The organism is Pseudochelatococcus contaminans (assembly GCF_014195635.1).
GTDB classification, from domain to species: Bacteria; Pseudomonadota; Alphaproteobacteria; order Rhizobiales; family Beijerinckiaceae; genus Pseudochelatococcus; species Pseudochelatococcus contaminans.
Window position 1 is genome coordinate 15657 of record NZ_JACICC010000002.1, and the last position, 16254, is coordinate 31910.

Genomic DNA, 16254 nt, shown 5'->3' on the forward strand with positions numbered 1-16254 from the left:
CATCGGCCTGCTACCGTGGTAGCACTGTTTCCATGAGCGAACAAGAAAAAACTTTGCTACCACGGAAAGGCAAGCGCGGTCCTGCCCCCACAGGTAAAGGGCAGCAGGTGGTCACGCGCCTTCATGACGATCTATTGTCCCCCTTAGACAAGCTCATTGTAGACAGCGGAGAGGCGCTCTCGCGCCCCGAAGCAATCCGCAGGGCTCTGCGCGAGTACCTCCGCGACAAAGGCTACCTGCCAAAGTGAGCAGCAACCTATGGCTATCAACCCTGAAACCACCGTCAGAAAGCTCGTGTCCCTGCCCAAAACGATGGTGCAGGAGATTGATGATTTCCGCTTTCAGGAACGAATCAAAACTGAGGCCGAGGCCATCCGTCAGTTGATCGCGCTCGGCCTAGCCGCAGTCAGGCTCCGCGATAAAGGCTACATGCCCCAACAGAACGATGGGCAACCGCTCAATCGTCAGGAATGACGGGCTCCGGGTAGCATCTGCAATTTGGGAGCGCGCCGGCATGCCCCACCATGCCGTCCAACTCCGGCAGCTCGCTCCACCTCACAAATTTTCCATTCATCGCCTTGTGAGATGGCCGGACGTCGCTATCACCGGACGTGCGCCAGATATAGCCATCGCTCCCGACATACTCCGCTCTTGCCTGTGTCAATAGCGTAGCCGTGCGCGATACCTCAGTGCGGGCGATCATGTTGGCCCGGCTAGCGGTCACGTCGCCTGCCTCCATGATCTTCTTCGCGATCTCGCTCGCTCGCGTGCCCTGCGTAATGCCCTCGATCGTAAGATCATGGACGCGCTGGGCGGCCTCAGAGGGCAGGCTCGTAATCAGCCGCACCTGCTCAGCCATCCGCGCTCGCATCACTTCTCCGGTAGGAGCGTTTGCGATTTCGTGTCGCAGAGCCCGCCCCATTTTGCGGGACACCTGCATCCACCGCCGCTTATCGTGAGCCTCAACCTCCAAAACCATGCGGCGCGCTACAGATTCCGCCCATCCGCCAATTGTGCCGGAGTAACGCGTGAGAGCGCCTTCAATGGCGGGGATTTGTGCGGGGTTTCCGGCATCAAATCCTGAAACAATGACATCTACCGCCCGAGCAACCCCGCGCAGTTTTTGAGCGTACTCATTTTCAATGCGCCGCGATGCCCTCCAGGCGCTCTTACTCGATTGCGGCGCCCGGTCGATAGTCACCGGCGTCATCGCCAGCTTCGGCAGCGTCAGGCCCTGGCAATGCTGGCACATCCTCGTAGCCCCCCTCTCTCGGGAGCGGGTCGTTCTCCGCCTCCGCTATATCTTCGCCGGTGATGTTGTCCCAAACGCCTGAGACGTCCGCAGACTGCTTCAGCTCCTTCAGGGCAGTAGCGCGGCTTACCAGACCTGCATCAGCGGCCTGCACCACCGCTCCTGTGACACCTACAGCAATCGTGGCGCGCTCTGTTTCGGACATCTGCCAGAGCGAATTGAACTTGAAATTCATGTCCTTCGGCGGAGAGTTGCCGATGTCCGATCGGTAAATCAGAGCAAGAAGCTTGACGATGCCGGCCCGAAGCTTCGCTTCCTGCTGCTGCGCGATCATGTCGTAATAGTTGCGGATGTCCGCGTCGCCTGTCGCGTTTAACCCGGCAGGGGATTGCCCAAACAGCCGCACCAGCGGAATTTGCAGCGCACCGGAAATCTGCTGGGCGAACTGAAGGAGAACATCCGACAAGCCGGAAAACGTGTAGCTGTGCGCCTGAAAATTGTCCTTCGCGTCTAGCAGCGTCAGTCCCTCATTGGACTGCATCAGCCGGACCATCTCGAACATGCGGGTCAGCGCCTGTTCGCCCGGCCCGCCGGCGGCGAGGATTTCCCGCAGCCCGTCCACTGACACCGTGCGCAGGTGTGCCTTGTACACGAGTTGCGCCACGCCCTGCGTCGAGCTGTCGAAGGCGAGCAGCCTGTCATACAATCGCTCGACGATACTCAGGCCCCAGCCGTATTCCGCCACACGCTGCCAATACGGCAGGTCGACACCCTCCATGCGGATCACACGGCTGTAGTGCACACGCTTACCGCGCAGCGCCGGAGCGCTGATCATGACATCGTAATATTTTGGCCGCCCGAGATCGGGGCCGTAATCCTCAATGACATCATCCAGGGCCGGAACCACAGTCCATCGGTCAAGAACGAGAAGACCCTTGAACTGTCCCCTGGACACCGTCTCAACCCGGAGTGGCGTTGATACGTCCTGACCCTCAACCAGAATGACCGCGATAGCGCCGCCGTACAGTCGGGACCATTTGATCGTGTCGTTTAGCGCCTGCCAGATGGCGCGCTTCTCAAACCCAGCTTGCACGACATCAATGTCTTCAGGGCTTATGGACGACGTGATGTCGATGCCGGCGCGCGTCATGTCCTCCGCGACGCAATCGACAGCCTGACCGACAATCCAAGAGCCGCGGTACATCCATTCGAGTTGGGCGCGCTGCCGGGTAATAGCATTCTGAGCATAGGTGCCGCCGGATGCGATATTGTTCGTGCCGATGCCAAGCTTGGCCGCGACGTTCTGGAAAGAGTCCGTCGTCTGATGCCTGGGCGCACCGGTGCCGGCGCGCTTCCGATTTTGTCTGCGCGCCATGCTTATCAACCTGTTGTATTGCTTAGTCTGCGAAGGCTAGCGCGAGAATCTCTGCCGCCGTCCCGCCGCCGCACATCTCGACCACGGCGTCTATGAAAGGATCGATCTGGTCATCGTGTGTTCCATCCGGGAATGACGCGTATTCGGCATCAAACACTGGCCGCCACGGCGCGCTTTTGGGGACCGACACCAGACCTGCCGCCACTGATGGCACGGCGTCTAGCGCTCGGGTGTACTTGTCTTTCTCACGCTGAAGCGCCGTGACCGGGATGGCCTTGCGACTCAAGGTCTGGATCAGCCCTGTGCCGGACACCTTGTCCTCGACCACCATATTGCGCAGGTGGCCATAATCCGCAGCACTCAGACCCTTAGCCTTAGCCCAGAATGCCAACGCCGTCGCCTCAAGCTCAGGCGCCTCAAACCGCCCGCGAGCCAAATCGATCAGGTATGCTCGACCATCATACCCCGCGCCCCAATGCTCAAAAACAGAATAGTCGTTCCGTTCTTTCGTCTTTTGCGCCGTATCGACATAGATCGCCCGCCACTTCAGTCGCGGCAGGTCATCATACTCATTCAGCCATTCAGCCTTGAACAAATTGCCACCAGAAACAACCGGGTCTTGCATATATTGGCTGGCAAACTCTTGCGCGTGCAAACGCAGGATGCCGATCTGTGCAGCGTCGTGCTTCTTCTCCCACAATGGCCCCGAAGAAAGATCATGCGGGATCATGACTGCCTTCGGGTGCACCTGTGCGCATTCATCGTCGATCCAAACCGGCAACTTCAGAACGTGCCATTCCTCACCCGACGTCTCCAGCAGATGCGCTACGAAGTCATCGACGTGCAGCCGTTGCATGATCACGATGACCGGCACGCTTTCGTCTGCAAGGCGGCTTTTGAATGTATTCTGCCAACGGTTGTTGATGAATTTCCGCGTCGTGTCGCTGGAAACATCATCCGGCTTTTGAGGGTCATCAATAATGAGTGCGCCAGTGAACCTCCATGGCTCACCTTCTTCAAGCATCCTTCCAGCTCGGAAGCCGGTGATCGGCTCGCCTGACGCCGCAGCGCGGACATGGCCGCCAGCAGTCGTGCGCCACAATCCCTTTGCCGACGTGTCTGCCCTGAGCGCCACAGGCCATAGCGCCTGATACCCCTCCAGCGCGATAACGTCACGCGCCTTCGCCGAATTGTCCAGTGCAAGTGCCTGCGCGTAGCTTGCGTGGATGAACCGCGCGCCATGGTTAATCGCAAACCCCCGCGCCATGAAGTTCACGACGGCCAGCTCTGTTTTCGAGTAGCCGGGCGGCACATTGATGATCAAGCGCTTGATCTCGCCAGCATATACCCTGTCGAGAGCACGGCACATCACGCGATGGTGCCCGCCAATAGAAAACGCCTGTCCTTGCGCCTCTTGGAAAAAAGCCTCAGTAAACGCCAAGTGCGACCGCCCTAGGCGCCGCCGCTCACTTTCCTTCTCGATCTCGCTCAGCGGCGGAAGCGAGAACTCGGCATGCCTCAAGTTCTTCATCGCTCATCCGGGATAGATCGAACCGCACTCGCGCCGTTGGCCGGCCTGCATCGGGCGCGTCATCATCGAGGTTATGCGCCTGCCTCTCCAACGGGATAAGGCGCGCATTCACCCGCGCCAACTTTTCCAGAAGATCGCCTACGCTTTCGCGGTCCCCCAGGCAAGGGCCGTCAGGCTCGCCACCGTTGAGATAGGTAGCGAGCCTGTCCGCTATTACGCGCTTGATGCCGTGTAACTGCTCAAGGTCTCGCCTATGAGAGGTGACGACACCAAACCCCCTAGACGCAGCCGCCGCGACAACTTCGTCGTCGCTCGCGCGTTGAGGGTGCGCACCCCCTTGCGCACCGTCGCCTCTCGCAAGCCTTTCGCGCACCGCTGTGCGCACTCGCTCGGCGAGTGCCCGCTCCCACCCCTGCTCCTTGGCCTTTTTGCGGATGAAGGACTCAGAAACGCCATGCGCCCGCGCAATCTCGCGGATCGAGAGCTGACCGGCGCGATACTCGCGCTCCACTGCCTCCCAATCGATATTTCTCTTGGGAGTGCTCATCTCACGTCCTCATACAAAAAAGCCGCCCGGACGATGCTGGACGGTAAATGACCTGGACCGCGCGGCAGGACTTGCACCTGCGATGAGCAGGTTATGAGCCGGCGGGTCTGACCACTGAGCTACGCGCAGGTGTCACGGATCCAGTGTACATTCACGCTAGCAAACGGGGGGGCCGCAAATGTTCATGCTTGTATTAACGACACTGCTCTTTTCGACAACGCAAGCGCCGCCCGCAATAACATCATCGACCATCACGACAATTCCAGGATTTTCCAACTTCGAACTTTGCAGTAACGCGGCCACCCGACTGTTCATGAGTAGTCACAATGTCAGGAGAGCAGGCGTGTGCGTGCAGGTTCACTGACGCCAGCGTATACAGTTCAAATCGGCAGATCGTTCAGCGTGTCCTCATCCTCATCGAGGTCGAAAGAGCCAAGTCCTATCAAGGCTCCATCGCCATGCGATACGCTTGCCTGCCTCGTCACGGATATGCCATCGGGTAAAGCGCGCTGGACAGTGACCGTTACAGTCGCATCCTCGACAGAGCCATCTACGGAGACGCGGTCATTGCCGCCCTCATCCGTGGTGAACGTGATGATCAGCGGCATGGAAGACTCCGTGGGAATTGCGACTCTAGAAAAACAAAAACGCCTGAACTCTCGCCCAGACGCTATTATCTCACACTACCTATTTACAGGTAAATGCCACAACGAACCCCGAACGTCAAGTGATCGTTTCATGAATATCCGCGTTTTCTTCTCTTGGGGCTCGAACCGCTCGCATTGGCCGATACCCGTCATCGAACGTTCGCCAGAACGTGGCCAGGGAATGTAGGCCGACGATCAGATAGGTAATATCCTGCACGTCAACATCATCGATGACGACCCTCGTCAGCATCCGCATCACGGCACCAGAACTATCCCTTGCCGCTATTTCACCCCTTGCCGCACGCATTGCCTCCAGCACACGATCGCGCAATTCCTCATCCGAAATCGCGACACCATTCCGCACTTCATCGTCTGGTGGCGCCTCTGTATCCGGTCCAGCCTTTTCCTCGATCATCCGCGCCAGTACGCCAGACGCTGGGCGGGGCGCATCGATTACTCGCGCGTAGTCGGCCATCAGGCGCCGCCAACGCTCGCCGGCCACCACCTGCCCCTCTGTAAGGAACCCCGCCAGATATAGCCGCCCCAACGCGCTCTCTGCACGCTGGTCTTTCCGCATCTTCTCAGGCAGCCACCGGCGATGGGGCTGCTGTGTGACCGTCTCGCGAGGATTAACCGTTGCACCGGCCGTCGAGATCCGTCCTGACGGAGTGCGCTTCGCCTGCTTACGACGCGTCTTCTTTGCCAAAGCCCTGCCCTCCTATCAGCGTCATTGAGCCGCAAACGGAATATCGTCCCCGTCCACATCAGACGAATACGCCCCGCCACCACCGCCATAGCTACCAGACGTGTCACCGCCCTTCGTAGCCGCGTAATTGCCGGATGAGCTGCGTGACCCGCCGTCGTCTTCGCGCTTGCTGTCGAGTATGGCCAGTTCGCCACGGTAACGCTGGAGCACGATTTCGGTCGTGTATCGCTCCTGCCCGTCCTTATCCTGCCACTTGCGAGTCTGGAGCTGGCCTTCCAGATAGACCTTGCTGCCCTTGCGCAGGTATTGTTCTGCGACTTTGGCAAGATGTTCGTTGAAAATGACCACACGATGCCATTCGGTTCGTTCCTGACGCTCGCCGCTGTCCTTTGATCGCCAGCTCTCAGACGTGGCTACGTTCAGGCCGACAATCGGGGCGCCAGACTGCGAGCGGCGCACCTCCGGATCACGGCCCAGGTGGCCCACGATGATGCACTTGTTCACTGATCCAGCCATTATGCAGCCCTCCTATCACAAGGATGAACGCCAAATTCCGCGAGGATGTTTGCCGGGATCGTGCAGCCAGGATCACCCGGCCGAGGGCCAAGGCGCGACGGCCATGTCGTCGGCTCGCGCTGCCATTCCTGGACCATGCCGCGCAGGTAGTTCAAACGTTTGCCCTCATCCACCGGGGGCGAGGCGGCGGGCTGTTTTGCAGCCCTTTCATGGGCCTCGCGGATCTGGTTATTGAAGTATTTCAGAGTGTTGACGTGAGGCTTCCGAGCCAGCGTGCTCTTGATCTCAGCAAGGATGATCGGGGGTCTGTACCCGAGATCTCGCCAAGCGCCCACGTAATCCGTGTCAGGCCGCAGGTTCATCGAGCCAGCCGCTTCAAACGCAGCCTTGATATCGATCATCAGCTGCGTCCATTCGCCAATCTCTCTCTCCGGGGCGGCAACCTTGCCCTCATCGGCAGGTGCCTCGGAGACAGGGGGTAAGGGGGGATTGTTATCTGCTTCTGTATCTGTGTCTGTATAGTTGAACACCTGTTCAACAGGTGCTGCGATTTGTCGTTGTTTTTCCTTCCTTATTTCTGCGCTTGCCTTCCCGGCCGTGGATTTGTTTTTCAACTTGTCCGCGCGATTTGATATTTCAGTCATCGCGCGTGAGTTATGAAGAGCCCCATCGACCAGCAGAAGCTTGCCAAGATCGATCAGTCTTTCGACAACGCTTGTGAAGGTTTTGACGCGCATGCCGCAGTATGTTGCCAAGCGGGAATGATGCAGATCGACGGGCCCGCTCTCTTCGTAGATGCGGCACAGGAGCATGGTGTAGACGCCGACCTCTTGTGGGGTTAGTCCGCGCACACCGTTCATGAAATCGGCCGGATAAAAATCGAAGTATGGAATATGCTTCTTGCTCATTCCACCTCTCCGCCACCAGAAATAAGACGTAGAGGCACAACGCAACCATGTGATGCCGCAGTCTCGTTGGAGTCGTCGGTCGACATCTCCGCTTCGTTAAGTATGTCCCTGAAAAATTCATCCGCGTACTGCTCAACTGGTATGCAGGACAAAGCATTTGGATCATCACTCATAACATGCATGAATCCATATCGAGCAAAAGTCCCCATGAAATTTTGGGCCTTTTGCTCGCTCACGCCTAGCAGGCGACCGATAAATGCAGGATCATTATCAATGGGGGAGCAAATATGGTACATGTAGTCCATAATTGTTACGAGAGCCCCGCGCTCCTCAAGTGTAAGGATTCTCCACGAGTGAAGCGTCGCCTTGTGATATCTTTTGTGCCAATCCGCCTCTGCCATATCAAAACCCTCTCGCCAGTTGCCGCACGGCTGAGTGGCCGGGGGAGCAAAACAGCTCAACCGTCCGCTCGCCCTCGCCATTGCGGTTCTTTGAAATGATGACTTCCAGCTTGTTCTCGGCTGCCTGGAGCTTGTCGTGCAGCTCAATGGCCTTCTCATCTGATGCTGCCGCCTTCAACTCGCGCTGGAGGTAATAGGCCGGCCGATAGAGCAGCATCACCACGTCGGCGTCGTTCTCGATATCGCCAGATTCTCGCAGGTCTGCCATCGAGGGGCGCTTGTCTTCCCTGCCCTCGACGCCGCGGTTGAGCTGGGCCAGCAGCACGATGCAAATGCCGAGCTTCTTACCGATCTCGCGCAGGCCTGTGGTGATCTCGCCTATCTCATAGACGCGGTTGCCACGATACCTGTCAGTGGCCTTGACCTGCTTCAGATAGTCGATGAAGATCACGTTGAGTTTGCGGCCCATTTTTTCGTAGCGGCGCTGCATCGCACGCGCGCGCGCCTCAACCTCGCCCACGGTGATGGATGACCGAGTATCGATGATGATCAGGCGGCCATCCAGGACGCGCTGCGCGTCTACGATATCGTCGCACTGGTGATCCTCCAGCCGGCCTGCGCGAATATCCGAGTGCGTTGGGGAATGCTTGCTCCGATAGGCGATATCTGACAGCGCCCGCGCACCAACGGAATCATCGCTCAGCTCCAGAGAGAAAAATCCCACGCCTCCACCGCGCGGATGGTCGGGATCAGAAAGCGCGATAGCGGACGATAACGCCACGACCGATTTTCCCATTCCCGGCCGACCAGCGATGACAATCAGTTCTCCGGGGCGGTAGCCGAGGATCATGCGGTCGAGATCCGGAAATCCGGTTGTGACCCCCGGCTCACCGGCCTCGCCGGTTCTGATGTCCTGGACCCGGCGCACGACACTGCTGGCAATCTCACCGACAGGACGCCATGTCCCGCCGCTCTCTGCCGTTTCAGCCCTCAGGCTGTCGAGTGCATCCCATGCCGCGGAGAGCCGGTGCTCCGCAAGGCCGCCGCCATCAATGTCGGCATTCGATAGGGCGATGTCCTGCAACCTGCGCAGCACGTAGATATCTCTCACCACGCGCGCATAATCCGATGCTGCCAACGTCGACGTTTCATTGGTCACGCGAGCGATGTAATCCCGCATCGATATGCCGCCGATATCGGAGCCAGCATTGCGAGCGCCAATGGCCTGCATGATTTCGGATATCGAGCCCTTGCGCCCTGCCTCGCGACACTCGGAAATAGCTTCGTAAACGAACCGATGAATCGGCTCCGAGAAATAATCTGGCCGGACGATTGCCTGAACGGTCGAGTAGCTATCTGGTGACAGGATCAGAGCGCCGAGCAGCGCCTGCTCAGATGCAATAGCCTCATGCGACGACTCTTGTGATGGGGCGACGTTCAACTGCGCCTCCCGATTTCAGAGGGCGCGAGAATGCGCAGGGTGACCGGATCGCGCGGCGAGCGGCGTTCAACAGGCAGTATCGTTTCGCAATAGACCGCGAACAGCCGGCGAGCGCGCTGGGCATCCTGCCTGTCGCCGGTATAAATGGCGCGCTCCCTCGCCTCAAGGAACGCCCTGTAGGCTATATCCTCAGCGGACTCGAAAGGAACTACACTCACTGCACGCGCTCTCTCTGTATTGGGGATGAAGCAGAGACTGATGGGTTTCGGCGCAGCCAATGAAATGTCGTGCCGGTGTGTGGAGACTGGAGATCCCAGACCAGCCAAACCCAATCGGCGGTGCCGCCGCCGGCCTTGCCGCCACGCTCCAGATACTCACCTGGCGGGCACGATGGCCGAGGCGTCAGAATGTAGACACGGCTCGGCGGGCGCTCGGCATAGAGGCCAACGGCACGCCCATCGCTCCCGAGGAATTTCAGATCGGCAAAGACGGCAACCTTGTTCGTCGCAATCGTCAGCGCCTTACGGATGAACGCTTCCGTGCCCTTGCCGCCGTAGAATGGCGGGTTGGTCACGATCGAATCGCAGTGTCCCAGCTTGAATGCGCAATCAGCGAGGAAGTCGATCTCACCGACAAACCAGTTCGCATCCGTCCGGCGCACGATATCAGAGCCATCCGCATCGTACCCGTGCGCGATCATCGTTCGGACGATGTTGCCCTTCCCGCATGCGGGATCCAGCGTCAGGCCGCGGAACTTCTCAACGGTCAGCAGCGCGGAGGTGCAATCCTCGCCCTCGACATACCAGTTGTATCTGTCGCGTTCCCAGACCTTCGCGGCCTTCGGGCGCGCTCTTTCCGTGACTGCATTTCCCGTGTCGATGGAGGTCATGCCGGCACCCACGATTGCGATGCGCCCGGTATCAGGCCATCCTCACGCGCCACGATGCGGCCTTTGGACGCCAGTTCGTCAAAGTTAGCATCAGTAACCCGGCGACCGGCTGGGATGGCAAAGATGCGGCGACCGTTCACGGCGCGCTCGTCAGCGGTGAACTCGATCATGATGAAGCCCCCCCCCTGTGAGCAGGCTCAGTGCGCGGGAAGCCGGTACAGACAGGCGCGCTGGATCTTTGCGAATAGGAATGCGCTCGCTCATGCCGCGCCCTCCGATAGGGTGACGAGGATCTGACCGCCCTCTACAGGCTCTCCACGCGAGATTGCGTAGGTCCAGTGGCGGTCATCAATGCCGGTGGCGTCCGCTACGCCATCGAGACTACTTTTTGCGCGGGCAAGCGCATTGTCGCTATCGTATGGACGCCAGTCGGGGGCGCAGAATACGATATCGACATGCATCCGCTCCCACGGCAGCTTGGTAATACCAGCGTCGATGCAAGCAATGCGCGCGTCAAAGCGAGCTTTCTTCGTTGCGCGCGCCTTCTCAGCCCAATGCGCGCGAGCATTCGGCGATAGAGCTGTAGCCGGCCACGGGAGTGAAACTTGGTACGTCATGCCCGCGCCTCCCCGTAGATGCTGGATAGATACGGGAGCGATACACCATTGGGGCTGGTGTAGACGCGAATGCCCAGTTCATCCGATACGGGCCGATAGGTGGCACGTGGGCGGACGGGGAGCGGCTCAGCAACGCGCGCGACCTGTTCGCCATCTTCAGCCATTGCGGCTTTCAATTTAGGCCAGTGCGCCCGTGCAGCGATCTTAGCCGCAGGAACACCCATGACGGCCCCGGTGTATTTGCCGGGATGACCGATCGTGCGCAGCTCTGATTGCAGGAGGCTCTGGCCACAGCCAAAAGCATCGCATATGATCTTGAGGCCAACGCCGTCATTGCTAGCAGCAGCGGCGGCCCGGACCATTTGTTCGGTTAGCGAGACCTTACGGCGCGGCCTCATTGCTCGCCTCCCGTCACCGCCATCTGCCGGTGATCAGTAGACGCCAGCGGCGTTTCATTCTGGCCGCGATACGAGTCCAGAACATGCGAAGTCGCAACAATAGAATCGTGCTCATCGCCGGCTTCGGCTCTCGTTCTGGCAAAGTCATGCTCTAGTGCTCGCATCTGATTTTCCCTCACGGTTTCCCATGCCCGCCAGAGCCGCAAAAATGCGGACGTAGGCAGATCCTTGGGAGGGCGGTAGCGCAGCGACCAAAGCAGGCTGTATCCAACACCTGTTTTCCTGCCGACGCGCTTCATCGCGTTTTGGTAATCTCCGGGGCCGCGTGACTCGCGCATGACCAGTTCATGCGACCACGACGATGCCCGGTCCACTGGATCAATATTATCGAGGAACGCGGTCGGCACTCGGTTAGCCTCCGTGGCTATTTGCGAATTTCTCAAAGACTTTTCGCACATCTGCAAACGGCTCCATGGTTTCTTGGCCATGGGTTTGGACGACCTGTGCAGATGGAGAAGCTGAATGGATGTGACTGATGGCGTCGGGATTCCCGACACCGACATCGAAGACGACAACGTGATTTGGCTGGGCGATCTCTCGCGAGAGGCCGTCATGCGCGCCTACGTTCTGCGCAACCAAAGGAAGCGCGAGAGAGCGCGAACCCGGAGACGGATCGTCGAGATCAATCCCGGCGATGCACCCCAGCCATTCGAAGCCGGGGAAGATCGATAAACCGGAGAGCGTCGTGATGGTGGTCATGACGCTCTCTTTTCTGGGGCGGAGAAAATGTCAGGGCGCAGTTCGTGCGCAGGGACGCCGGTCGCAGCCTCGATGGCGCGGACATGCTCAGCTGGAACCCCGCGCTTCGTGCGCGAGATCCAATGCCAAAGCGTCGATTGAGCGATGCCAAGCGTTTTTGCCAGTCGGACTTGACCGCCCGCTGCCTCAACCGCCCGCTTAAGTGCGTTGTTCTCAGCCATAACCGATATATACCGACCTTTCGGTTTTATGACAACCGTTTTATCGGTGGAGACTGTCGGTTATTTTTTCGGTATCGACACTATTATGAGCAATATCGGCGAGCGCGTGGCGGAATATCGGCGGAGAGCCGGCCTATCCCAAGTGGATCTGGCCGCGCGTGTCGGCATGAGTCAGCAAGGCATACAGTCGATAGAGGCCGGGGAATCCAAGAATCCGCGGAAAATATTGGAGCTTGCGCGTGCACTCGGCGTAACGCCGGAGTTTCTGAAAACAGGCTTGCGAAGGCTAGATGCCCCCGTCTCCCCCCTTCCCACGCCCCCCAGTAGCGCTCAAATTGATTACGTCAAGGTGATAGGCGAGGTCGCGGCCGGAACGTGGAGGGAGGTCTCGTATACTGAATTTGAGGCTTACGATATACCGCTTCCCGTCGATTCACGCTGGCGCAAGGAAGATGTCTTTGCGCTGGTCGTTCGAGGAAACTCAATCAACCGACAAGCGCGTGACGGCTCGTTTGTTTTGTGTTTGCAGGTGTATGCAGCACCTCGTGATTTGGATGACGGGGACTGGGTCGTTGTGGAGCGCCTGCGCGGCGACATGATCGAGACAACTGTCAAAAGGGCGGTCCGCCTGTCAGACGGCAGGTTTGCTTTGCGCCCCGACAGCGATGACCCGAAGTTTCAGGATGACATAATTCTCGATGCCGATACCTGTGACGGCGACGACATAGTTAAGGTGAGTGCGTTTGTTCTGGAATTTATCAGGCCCGCAACGCGGTTTTAGTTGGCGTGGCCGCGCGTATATCAAGGATGTGATGGGCGCGGAGCGCCGCATAAAAGAAGACCCCGCCGAAGCGAGGCCTTAATTCGCTCACGACGCTTTGCGATATCTTATGGCAGCGGGCGGCGGTGCCGCAGAAATAGAGATGAGCTTAGGGAGAAATTGCAATGCATTGCTGTCTCTCGGCCTAAAATAGTCCACAGCCCTACGAGGCAGCCACACCTCGCGGAAATGGCGGCGGAAATCACCTAAGAGAAATTCTGGGTATGCCTTGGCGCTCACCACGCGACCATCTTCGTATACGTGTCGGTATTTCGGTAGGGATTCGGTGTCGATGTTATGACTATCTCGAAGCCACCTACAGAACATCTGCCCCTGCGAAATATCCGGCAGCATCGCCTCGGGAAGAGTGTACCCCATGCGCTCCAAGGGGCCAATGAGCAGAATTGTCAGCTCTCCCAGTACCGAGAAGTGACCATCAGGGACGTTCGGCTGGTTCTCTGTATACCGCCTCAAATGGTACGGCATAATGACTGCTGGAGGTGCGTTACCAGAAATCCAATCGTAAACCCACTTGCTGACCCTAACTGCGAACTGGGGGGAGAGCCATTGAGCGAGATGGATAGCGACCTGGGGATGAACCCACGTGCCTTGCAAGCGAGGCTCACCGCCCGCGTTCGTCTGGATAAGCTCCGTCGTGCGAATATGCACGACGGCCGAGAGCTCATCAGCAAACTCTTTGGCAGAAGGCAGCCGCCAGTAGTCCGGCCATCGCTTGCCCGCCGCCCGGCACATCGCTGTCGCGTTGATATAGCCGTCTTGTGGCCGCTGGGGGATAACTTCTCCGCCTTCGACACGGTGCCGAATTAACTCAAAATGCCCCTGCATAAAATCTCACTCCGAAAAATCGCGCCGGAGTGCTTGACAGCGGAATCGTAAACAGCCATATCGTGCCTATCGAAAGTAGCCGCTGCAAGCCCTACCGGGCCTTGCTGCAAGAGAGCCGGGCCTGCCAGCCCGGCTTTTTGCTGTGCAGGATTGCGCAGCCCGCTGCACATGTGCACTTGAGCGCAGCCATTCAAGGCCACCATCTATATTTAGTGGGTATTTTTTCGATATTCCCGATATGTTTCCGCTAGATCTTGATTTGCATGCTATCCGGGCTCTCCCCACCGGACTTCTATGGCACGCTAGCGCGCCCCCGGCTTACACTGGGGGCTTTTTATTGGACTCTCTAATCGGGCGAATCACAATACGCTGACCAAGTATTCAAGCTCTTTCTTATATTTTGTTTGCGACTGGTTTACCTGTAGGCGGCTCCCGTTGACTGTATGGAATTGACCCACCTTTAGCTTTGGTATTGGAATCCCCTCAGCGCCGCTAATTCGGCCAGCAGACATGAAGTCATCAGTTATCACGAAGGCGTCAGCTGGGTCTGCCACATCAAACAGCTCTGGATATCTCGAGGCCGTAGCATAGGCCTTCTCAACATACATTTGCGATGCCCTGTCTTTCACCCCCTTTTTAGGGCTCCTAGCTCCAACCATGGTCATAACCACTGCCGCGACTTTTGGCACCCTCATCCCGCCAGCACGCTCCGCCCAAATGTTAAAGTCACTATCTGGGCTGGATAACATGTTAAGTGTGATGTCCAGAGATTCTATAGAGTGCTCATCGACCCTCACAGGCACAATCAGCGCATCAGCCGCACACCAAGCAAGATGCGTCCCGCCCCCGTAAAACGGGCTGCAGTCCATGAGGATTTTTGTACAGCCCTTTGATTCAGCCTCATTCTCAAGAATATCCTTAAGACTGAACAGTATATTATTGACTGCCTTCTTGTTCCCTGCCGCCATCGCCTGCTGCAGCTGCTGATAAAGTGCAGACGGAAATGCGAATAGCCGACCATCACCAGCGACAAAAACACCTTTTTTACCACCCTTAAACTGGTCATTGTAGGCGCTTATCATGTAAGATATATCAGCCGGGATCTCCCCAAATGCTGGGCCAAGTACTTTTGGCTGCATTGCGTCGCTAATAGTTACCTCTGGGCTCTCGCCGCGCATGATTGACTCGGTAAGATTCCGTTGAGGGCAAAGGTCAGCGACTAAAGTTGGCTCATCGCGGGTAAATAGCCATGCCAAATTAAATGAAAGGGTTGATTTGCCAATACCGCCTCTCAAGTTGGATACGGCATATGATCTTCTCTTAAATGACACATGGGAGATAAAACCATCTTCCAGAGACTTGTCATGATTGGCGATTATTCTACTCAGGCCGCTGCTCATTAGGGGCGCTCCAGTTATCGGGTGCATATCCATGGCACATGCGGTGCAGGCCGTCAACGATTCAGCAGGTCAATATTATTTTTGCAGGTCGATGGCGAACCAGCAGGCCGACAGGGATGCGGCGACCCAATTAAATATGCGCGGCTCTCCCCTATTCTCATCATCCCTTATACCCCATGCCGGAAGCGAGGCGATACTGAAAAAACCGATTATTTAGAAAATAACCGAAATTACGGTTGACATGAAAACCGAATTATCGGTATTGTCTCCCCATACCCCACGAAGCGCACAGCGCAGGGGGATGGAGAGAGCAATGACATCTACAGTTTCAATCGACATCGACCGTGAGGTGCTGATCCGCGCCATCATCAGCGGCGACTACTCTGTCTCACCGACTGCCCCCGTTCTGGCTGCCGCTGCCAGCGAACTTGTGGCGTTCGAGCCCCCAGCGTCTCCCCTCATCGGACAACACGTCGTCATCCGCACCTATTCGGCAGGCGTCCATTTCGGCACGCTGATCGCGAAAGACGGCACGAACGTCCTCCTCCGCGATGCTCGTCGCCTCTACCGCTGGTCTGGCGCGTTCACGCTGTCCGAGGTCGCCACAAAGGGCGTCGGCACGGAAAGCACCCGCATCGCCGCTGAAATCCCGTTTATCGAGCTGACGCAGGCTATCGAGATCATCCCGACGACGGAAGTTGCGCGCGCCACGTTCGCCAAGATCCACGAGCCCTCGGATGAGTAACAAGTTCCACTTCGCGGGCGGCGACGGCAACGGCTACGGCTACGGCGACGGCAACGGCAACGGCAACGGCTACGGCGACGGCGACGGCGACGGCGACGGCGACGGCTACGGCGACGGCAACGGCAACGGCTACGGCGACGGCGACGGCGACGGCGACGGCGACGGCGACGGCGACGGCGACGGCTACGGCGACGGCAACGGCTACGGCTGATCCGTCATGCGGAGGCGCGCCTGT

The 16254-nt window shown here is 58.1% G+C and carries 26 protein-coding genes; 6 read left to right on the forward strand and 20 right to left on the reverse strand.

Features of this window, described 5'->3' with window-relative positions; all coding sequences use genetic code 11:
• Positions 1–32 precede the first annotated feature (32 nt).
• Positions 33–248, forward strand: a complete 216-nt coding sequence (locus FHS81_RS04105; protein WP_183750808.1) for a ribbon-helix-helix domain-containing protein — start codon at positions 33–35, stop codon at positions 246–248.
• Between the two features lie 10 nt (positions 249–258).
• Positions 259–474 (forward strand): ribbon-helix-helix domain-containing protein, encoded by a 216-nt coding sequence (locus tag FHS81_RS04110; RefSeq protein ID WP_183750809.1) that lies wholly within the window; start codon positions 259–261, stop codon positions 472–474.
• On the opposite strand, the gene FHS81_RS19245 is transcribed toward FHS81_RS04110, so the two are convergent.
• The 18 genes from FHS81_RS19245 to FHS81_RS04200 form a co-directional block, all read right to left on the reverse strand.
• Positions 458–1201, reverse strand: a complete 744-nt coding sequence (locus FHS81_RS19245; RefSeq protein WP_343052412.1) for a phage head morphogenesis protein — start codon at positions 1199–1201, stop codon at positions 458–460. The genes FHS81_RS04110 and FHS81_RS19245 overlap by 17 nt on opposite strands.
• Positions 1170–2627 carry a DUF1073 domain-containing protein gene (locus tag FHS81_RS04120; RefSeq protein WP_183750811.1) on the reverse strand — a complete coding sequence of 486 codons (1458 nt, stop codon included), beginning with the start codon at positions 2625–2627 and terminating at the stop codon, positions 1170–1172. Before FHS81_RS04120 ends, FHS81_RS19245 begins: the two co-directional genes overlap by 32 nt.
• Before the next feature lie 22 nt (positions 2628–2649).
• Positions 2650–4149 (reverse strand): phage terminase large subunit, encoded by a 1500-nt coding sequence (gene terL, locus FHS81_RS04125; protein ID WP_246374716.1) that lies wholly within the window; start codon positions 4147–4149, stop codon positions 2650–2652.
• Positions 4094–4705, reverse strand: a complete 612-nt coding sequence (locus FHS81_RS04130) for a hypothetical protein (RefSeq protein WP_183750812.1) — start codon at positions 4703–4705, stop codon at positions 4094–4096. Before FHS81_RS04130 ends, terL begins: the two co-directional genes overlap by 56 nt.
• A 380-nt stretch (positions 4706–5085) precedes the next feature.
• The gene (locus tag FHS81_RS04135; RefSeq protein WP_183750813.1) at positions 5086–5313 is read right to left on the reverse strand and encodes a hypothetical protein; all 228 of its coding nucleotides are present in this window, start codon (positions 5311–5313) and stop codon (positions 5086–5088) included.
• 115 nt (positions 5314–5428) lie between these two features.
• Positions 5429–6058 (reverse strand): hypothetical protein, encoded by a 630-nt coding sequence (locus FHS81_RS04140; RefSeq protein WP_183750814.1) that lies wholly within the window; start codon positions 6056–6058, stop codon positions 5429–5431.
• A gap of 21 nt (positions 6059–6079) precedes the next feature.
• Entirely contained in the window at positions 6080–6574 is a 495-nt protein-coding gene (ssb, locus tag FHS81_RS04145; RefSeq protein WP_210281540.1) for a single-stranded DNA-binding protein, read from the reverse strand.
• On the reverse strand, positions 6574–7482 hold the full coding sequence (locus FHS81_RS04150) for a DUF1376 domain-containing protein (RefSeq protein ID WP_183750815.1): 909 nt from the start codon (positions 7480–7482) through the stop codon (positions 6574–6576). The genes ssb and FHS81_RS04150 overlap by 1 nt, the downstream gene beginning before the upstream one ends.
• On the reverse strand, positions 7479–7883 hold the full coding sequence (locus FHS81_RS04155) for a hypothetical protein (RefSeq protein ID WP_183750816.1): 405 nt from the start codon (positions 7881–7883) through the stop codon (positions 7479–7481). Before FHS81_RS04155 ends, FHS81_RS04150 begins: the two co-directional genes overlap by 4 nt.
• Before the next feature lies 1 nt (position 7884).
• The gene (locus FHS81_RS04160; RefSeq protein ID WP_183750817.1) at positions 7885–9324 is read right to left on the reverse strand and encodes a replicative DNA helicase; all 1440 of its coding nucleotides are present in this window, start codon (positions 9322–9324) and stop codon (positions 7885–7887) included.
• Positions 9321–9542, reverse strand: coding sequence for a hypothetical protein (locus FHS81_RS04165; RefSeq protein ID WP_183750818.1), 222 nt, complete (start codon positions 9540–9542; stop codon positions 9321–9323). The genes FHS81_RS04160 and FHS81_RS04165 overlap by 4 nt, the downstream gene beginning before the upstream one ends.
• Positions 9539–10213 (reverse strand): TRM11 family methyltransferase, encoded by a 675-nt coding sequence (locus FHS81_RS04170; RefSeq protein WP_183750819.1) that lies wholly within the window; start codon positions 10211–10213, stop codon positions 9539–9541. Before FHS81_RS04170 ends, FHS81_RS04165 begins: the two co-directional genes overlap by 4 nt.
• Positions 10210–10383, reverse strand: coding sequence for a hypothetical protein (locus FHS81_RS04175; protein WP_183750820.1), 174 nt, complete (start codon positions 10381–10383; stop codon positions 10210–10212). Before FHS81_RS04175 ends, FHS81_RS04170 begins: the two co-directional genes overlap by 4 nt.
• 90 nt (positions 10384–10473) lie before the next feature.
• Positions 10474–10830: a RusA family crossover junction endodeoxyribonuclease gene (locus tag FHS81_RS04180; protein WP_183750821.1), complete on the reverse strand. Its 357-nt coding sequence runs from the start codon at positions 10828–10830 to the stop codon at positions 10474–10476.
• Positions 10827–11228: a hypothetical protein gene (locus FHS81_RS04185; protein WP_183750822.1), complete on the reverse strand. Its 402-nt coding sequence runs from the start codon at positions 11226–11228 to the stop codon at positions 10827–10829. Before FHS81_RS04185 ends, FHS81_RS04180 begins: the two co-directional genes overlap by 4 nt.
• Positions 11225–11635, reverse strand: coding sequence for a hypothetical protein (locus FHS81_RS04190; RefSeq protein WP_183750823.1), 411 nt, complete (start codon positions 11633–11635; stop codon positions 11225–11227). The genes FHS81_RS04185 and FHS81_RS04190 overlap by 4 nt, the downstream gene beginning before the upstream one ends.
• A 4-nt stretch (positions 11636–11639) precedes the next feature.
• A complete protein-coding gene (locus tag FHS81_RS04195; RefSeq protein ID WP_183750824.1) occupies positions 11640–11987 on the reverse strand; it encodes a hypothetical protein in 348 nt (115 codons plus the stop codon).
• A complete protein-coding gene (locus FHS81_RS04200; protein WP_183750825.1) occupies positions 11984–12208 on the reverse strand; it encodes a transcriptional regulator in 225 nt (74 codons plus the stop codon). Before FHS81_RS04200 ends, FHS81_RS04195 begins: the two co-directional genes overlap by 4 nt.
• Before the next feature lie 28 nt (positions 12209–12236).
• Between FHS81_RS04200 and FHS81_RS04205 the strand changes: the two genes are divergently transcribed.
• Entirely contained in the window at positions 12237–12989 is a 753-nt protein-coding gene (locus FHS81_RS04205) for a helix-turn-helix domain-containing protein (protein ID WP_183750826.1), read from the forward strand.
• Positions 12990–13076: 87 nt separating this feature from the next.
• Here FHS81_RS04205 and FHS81_RS04210 read toward each other — a convergent pair whose 3' ends face one another.
• A complete protein-coding gene (locus FHS81_RS04210; protein WP_183750827.1) occupies positions 13077–13874 on the reverse strand; it encodes a KilA-N domain-containing protein in 798 nt (265 codons plus the stop codon).
• 359 nt (positions 13875–14233) lie between these two features.
• A complete protein-coding gene (locus FHS81_RS04215) occupies positions 14234–15274 on the reverse strand; it encodes a ParA family protein (RefSeq protein WP_183750828.1) in 1041 nt (346 codons plus the stop codon).
• 31 nt (positions 15275–15305) lie between these two features.
• Between FHS81_RS04215 and FHS81_RS18670 the strand changes: the two genes are divergently transcribed.
• The 3 genes from FHS81_RS18670 to FHS81_RS04225 all read left to right on the forward strand — a co-directional run bounded on the left by FHS81_RS18670 (position 15306) and on the right by FHS81_RS04225 (position 16230).
• A complete protein-coding gene (locus FHS81_RS18670) occupies positions 15306–15491 on the forward strand; it encodes a hypothetical protein (RefSeq protein ID WP_210281541.1) in 186 nt (61 codons plus the stop codon).
• A gap of 96 nt (positions 15492–15587) precedes the next feature.
• The gene (locus FHS81_RS04220; RefSeq protein WP_210281542.1) at positions 15588–16019 is read left to right on the forward strand and encodes a DUF6948 domain-containing protein; all 432 of its coding nucleotides are present in this window, start codon (positions 15588–15590) and stop codon (positions 16017–16019) included.
• Positions 16012–16230 carry a hypothetical protein gene (locus FHS81_RS04225; protein WP_183750829.1) on the forward strand — a complete coding sequence of 73 codons (219 nt, stop codon included), beginning with the start codon at positions 16012–16014 and terminating at the stop codon, positions 16228–16230. The genes FHS81_RS04220 and FHS81_RS04225 overlap by 8 nt, the downstream gene beginning before the upstream one ends.
• Positions 16231–16254: the final 24 nt, after the last annotated feature.

Excerpts from the sequence above, each read along its gene's own strand:
- FHS81_RS04105 (WP_183750808.1), top strand. The coding sequence starts at position 33 with ATGAGCGAACAAGAAAAAACTTTGCTACCACGGAAAGGCAAGCGCGGT.
- FHS81_RS04110 (WP_183750809.1), top strand. The coding sequence starts at position 259 with ATGGCTATCAACCCTGAAACCACCGTCAGAAAGCTCGTGTCCCTGCCC.
- FHS81_RS04120 (WP_183750811.1), bottom strand. The coding sequence starts at position 2,627 with ATGGCGCGCAGACAAAATCGGAAGCGCGCCGGCACCGGTGCGCCCAGG.
- FHS81_RS04130 (WP_183750812.1), bottom strand. The coding sequence starts at position 4,705 with ATGAGCACTCCCAAGAGAAATATCGATTGGGAGGCAGTGGAGCGCGAG.
- FHS81_RS04135 (WP_183750813.1), bottom strand. The coding sequence starts at position 5,313 with ATGCCGCTGATCATCACGTTCACCACGGATGAGGGCGGCAATGACCGC.
- ssb (WP_210281540.1), bottom strand. The coding sequence starts at position 6,574 with ATGGCTGGATCAGTGAACAAGTGCATCATCGTGGGCCACCTGGGCCGT.
- FHS81_RS04150 (WP_183750815.1), bottom strand. The coding sequence starts at position 7,482 with ATGAGCAAGAAGCATATTCCATACTTCGATTTTTATCCGGCCGATTTC.
- FHS81_RS04155 (WP_183750816.1), bottom strand. The coding sequence starts at position 7,883 with ATGGCAGAGGCGGATTGGCACAAAAGATATCACAAGGCGACGCTTCAC.
- FHS81_RS04170 (WP_183750819.1), bottom strand. The coding sequence starts at position 10,213 with ATGACCTCCATCGACACGGGAAATGCAGTCACGGAAAGAGCGCGCCCG.
- FHS81_RS04175 (WP_183750820.1), bottom strand. The coding sequence starts at position 10,383 with ATGATCGAGTTCACCGCTGACGAGCGCGCCGTGAACGGTCGCCGCATC.
- FHS81_RS04180 (WP_183750821.1), bottom strand. The coding sequence starts at position 10,830 with ATGACGTACCAAGTTTCACTCCCGTGGCCGGCTACAGCTCTATCGCCG.
- FHS81_RS04185 (WP_183750822.1), bottom strand. The coding sequence starts at position 11,228 with ATGAGGCCGCGCCGTAAGGTCTCGCTAACCGAACAAATGGTCCGGGCC.
- FHS81_RS04195 (WP_183750824.1), bottom strand. The coding sequence starts at position 11,987 with ATGACCACCATCACGACGCTCTCCGGTTTATCGATCTTCCCCGGCTTC.
- FHS81_RS04200 (WP_183750825.1), bottom strand. The coding sequence starts at position 12,208 with ATGGCTGAGAACAACGCACTTAAGCGGGCGGTTGAGGCAGCGGGCGGT.
- FHS81_RS04205 (WP_183750826.1), top strand. The coding sequence starts at position 12,237 with ATGACAACCGTTTTATCGGTGGAGACTGTCGGTTATTTTTTCGGTATC.
- FHS81_RS04210 (WP_183750827.1), bottom strand. The coding sequence starts at position 13,874 with ATGCAGGGGCATTTTGAGTTAATTCGGCACCGTGTCGAAGGCGGAGAA.
- FHS81_RS04215 (WP_183750828.1), bottom strand. The coding sequence starts at position 15,274 with ATGAGCAGCGGCCTGAGTAGAATAATCGCCAATCATGACAAGTCTCTG.
- FHS81_RS18670 (WP_210281541.1), top strand. The coding sequence starts at position 15,306 with ATGGCACATGCGGTGCAGGCCGTCAACGATTCAGCAGGTCAATATTAT.
- FHS81_RS04220 (WP_210281542.1), top strand. The coding sequence starts at position 15,588 with ATGACATCTACAGTTTCAATCGACATCGACCGTGAGGTGCTGATCCGC.
- FHS81_RS04225 (WP_183750829.1), top strand. The coding sequence starts at position 16,012 with ATGAGTAACAAGTTCCACTTCGCGGGCGGCGACGGCAACGGCTACGGC.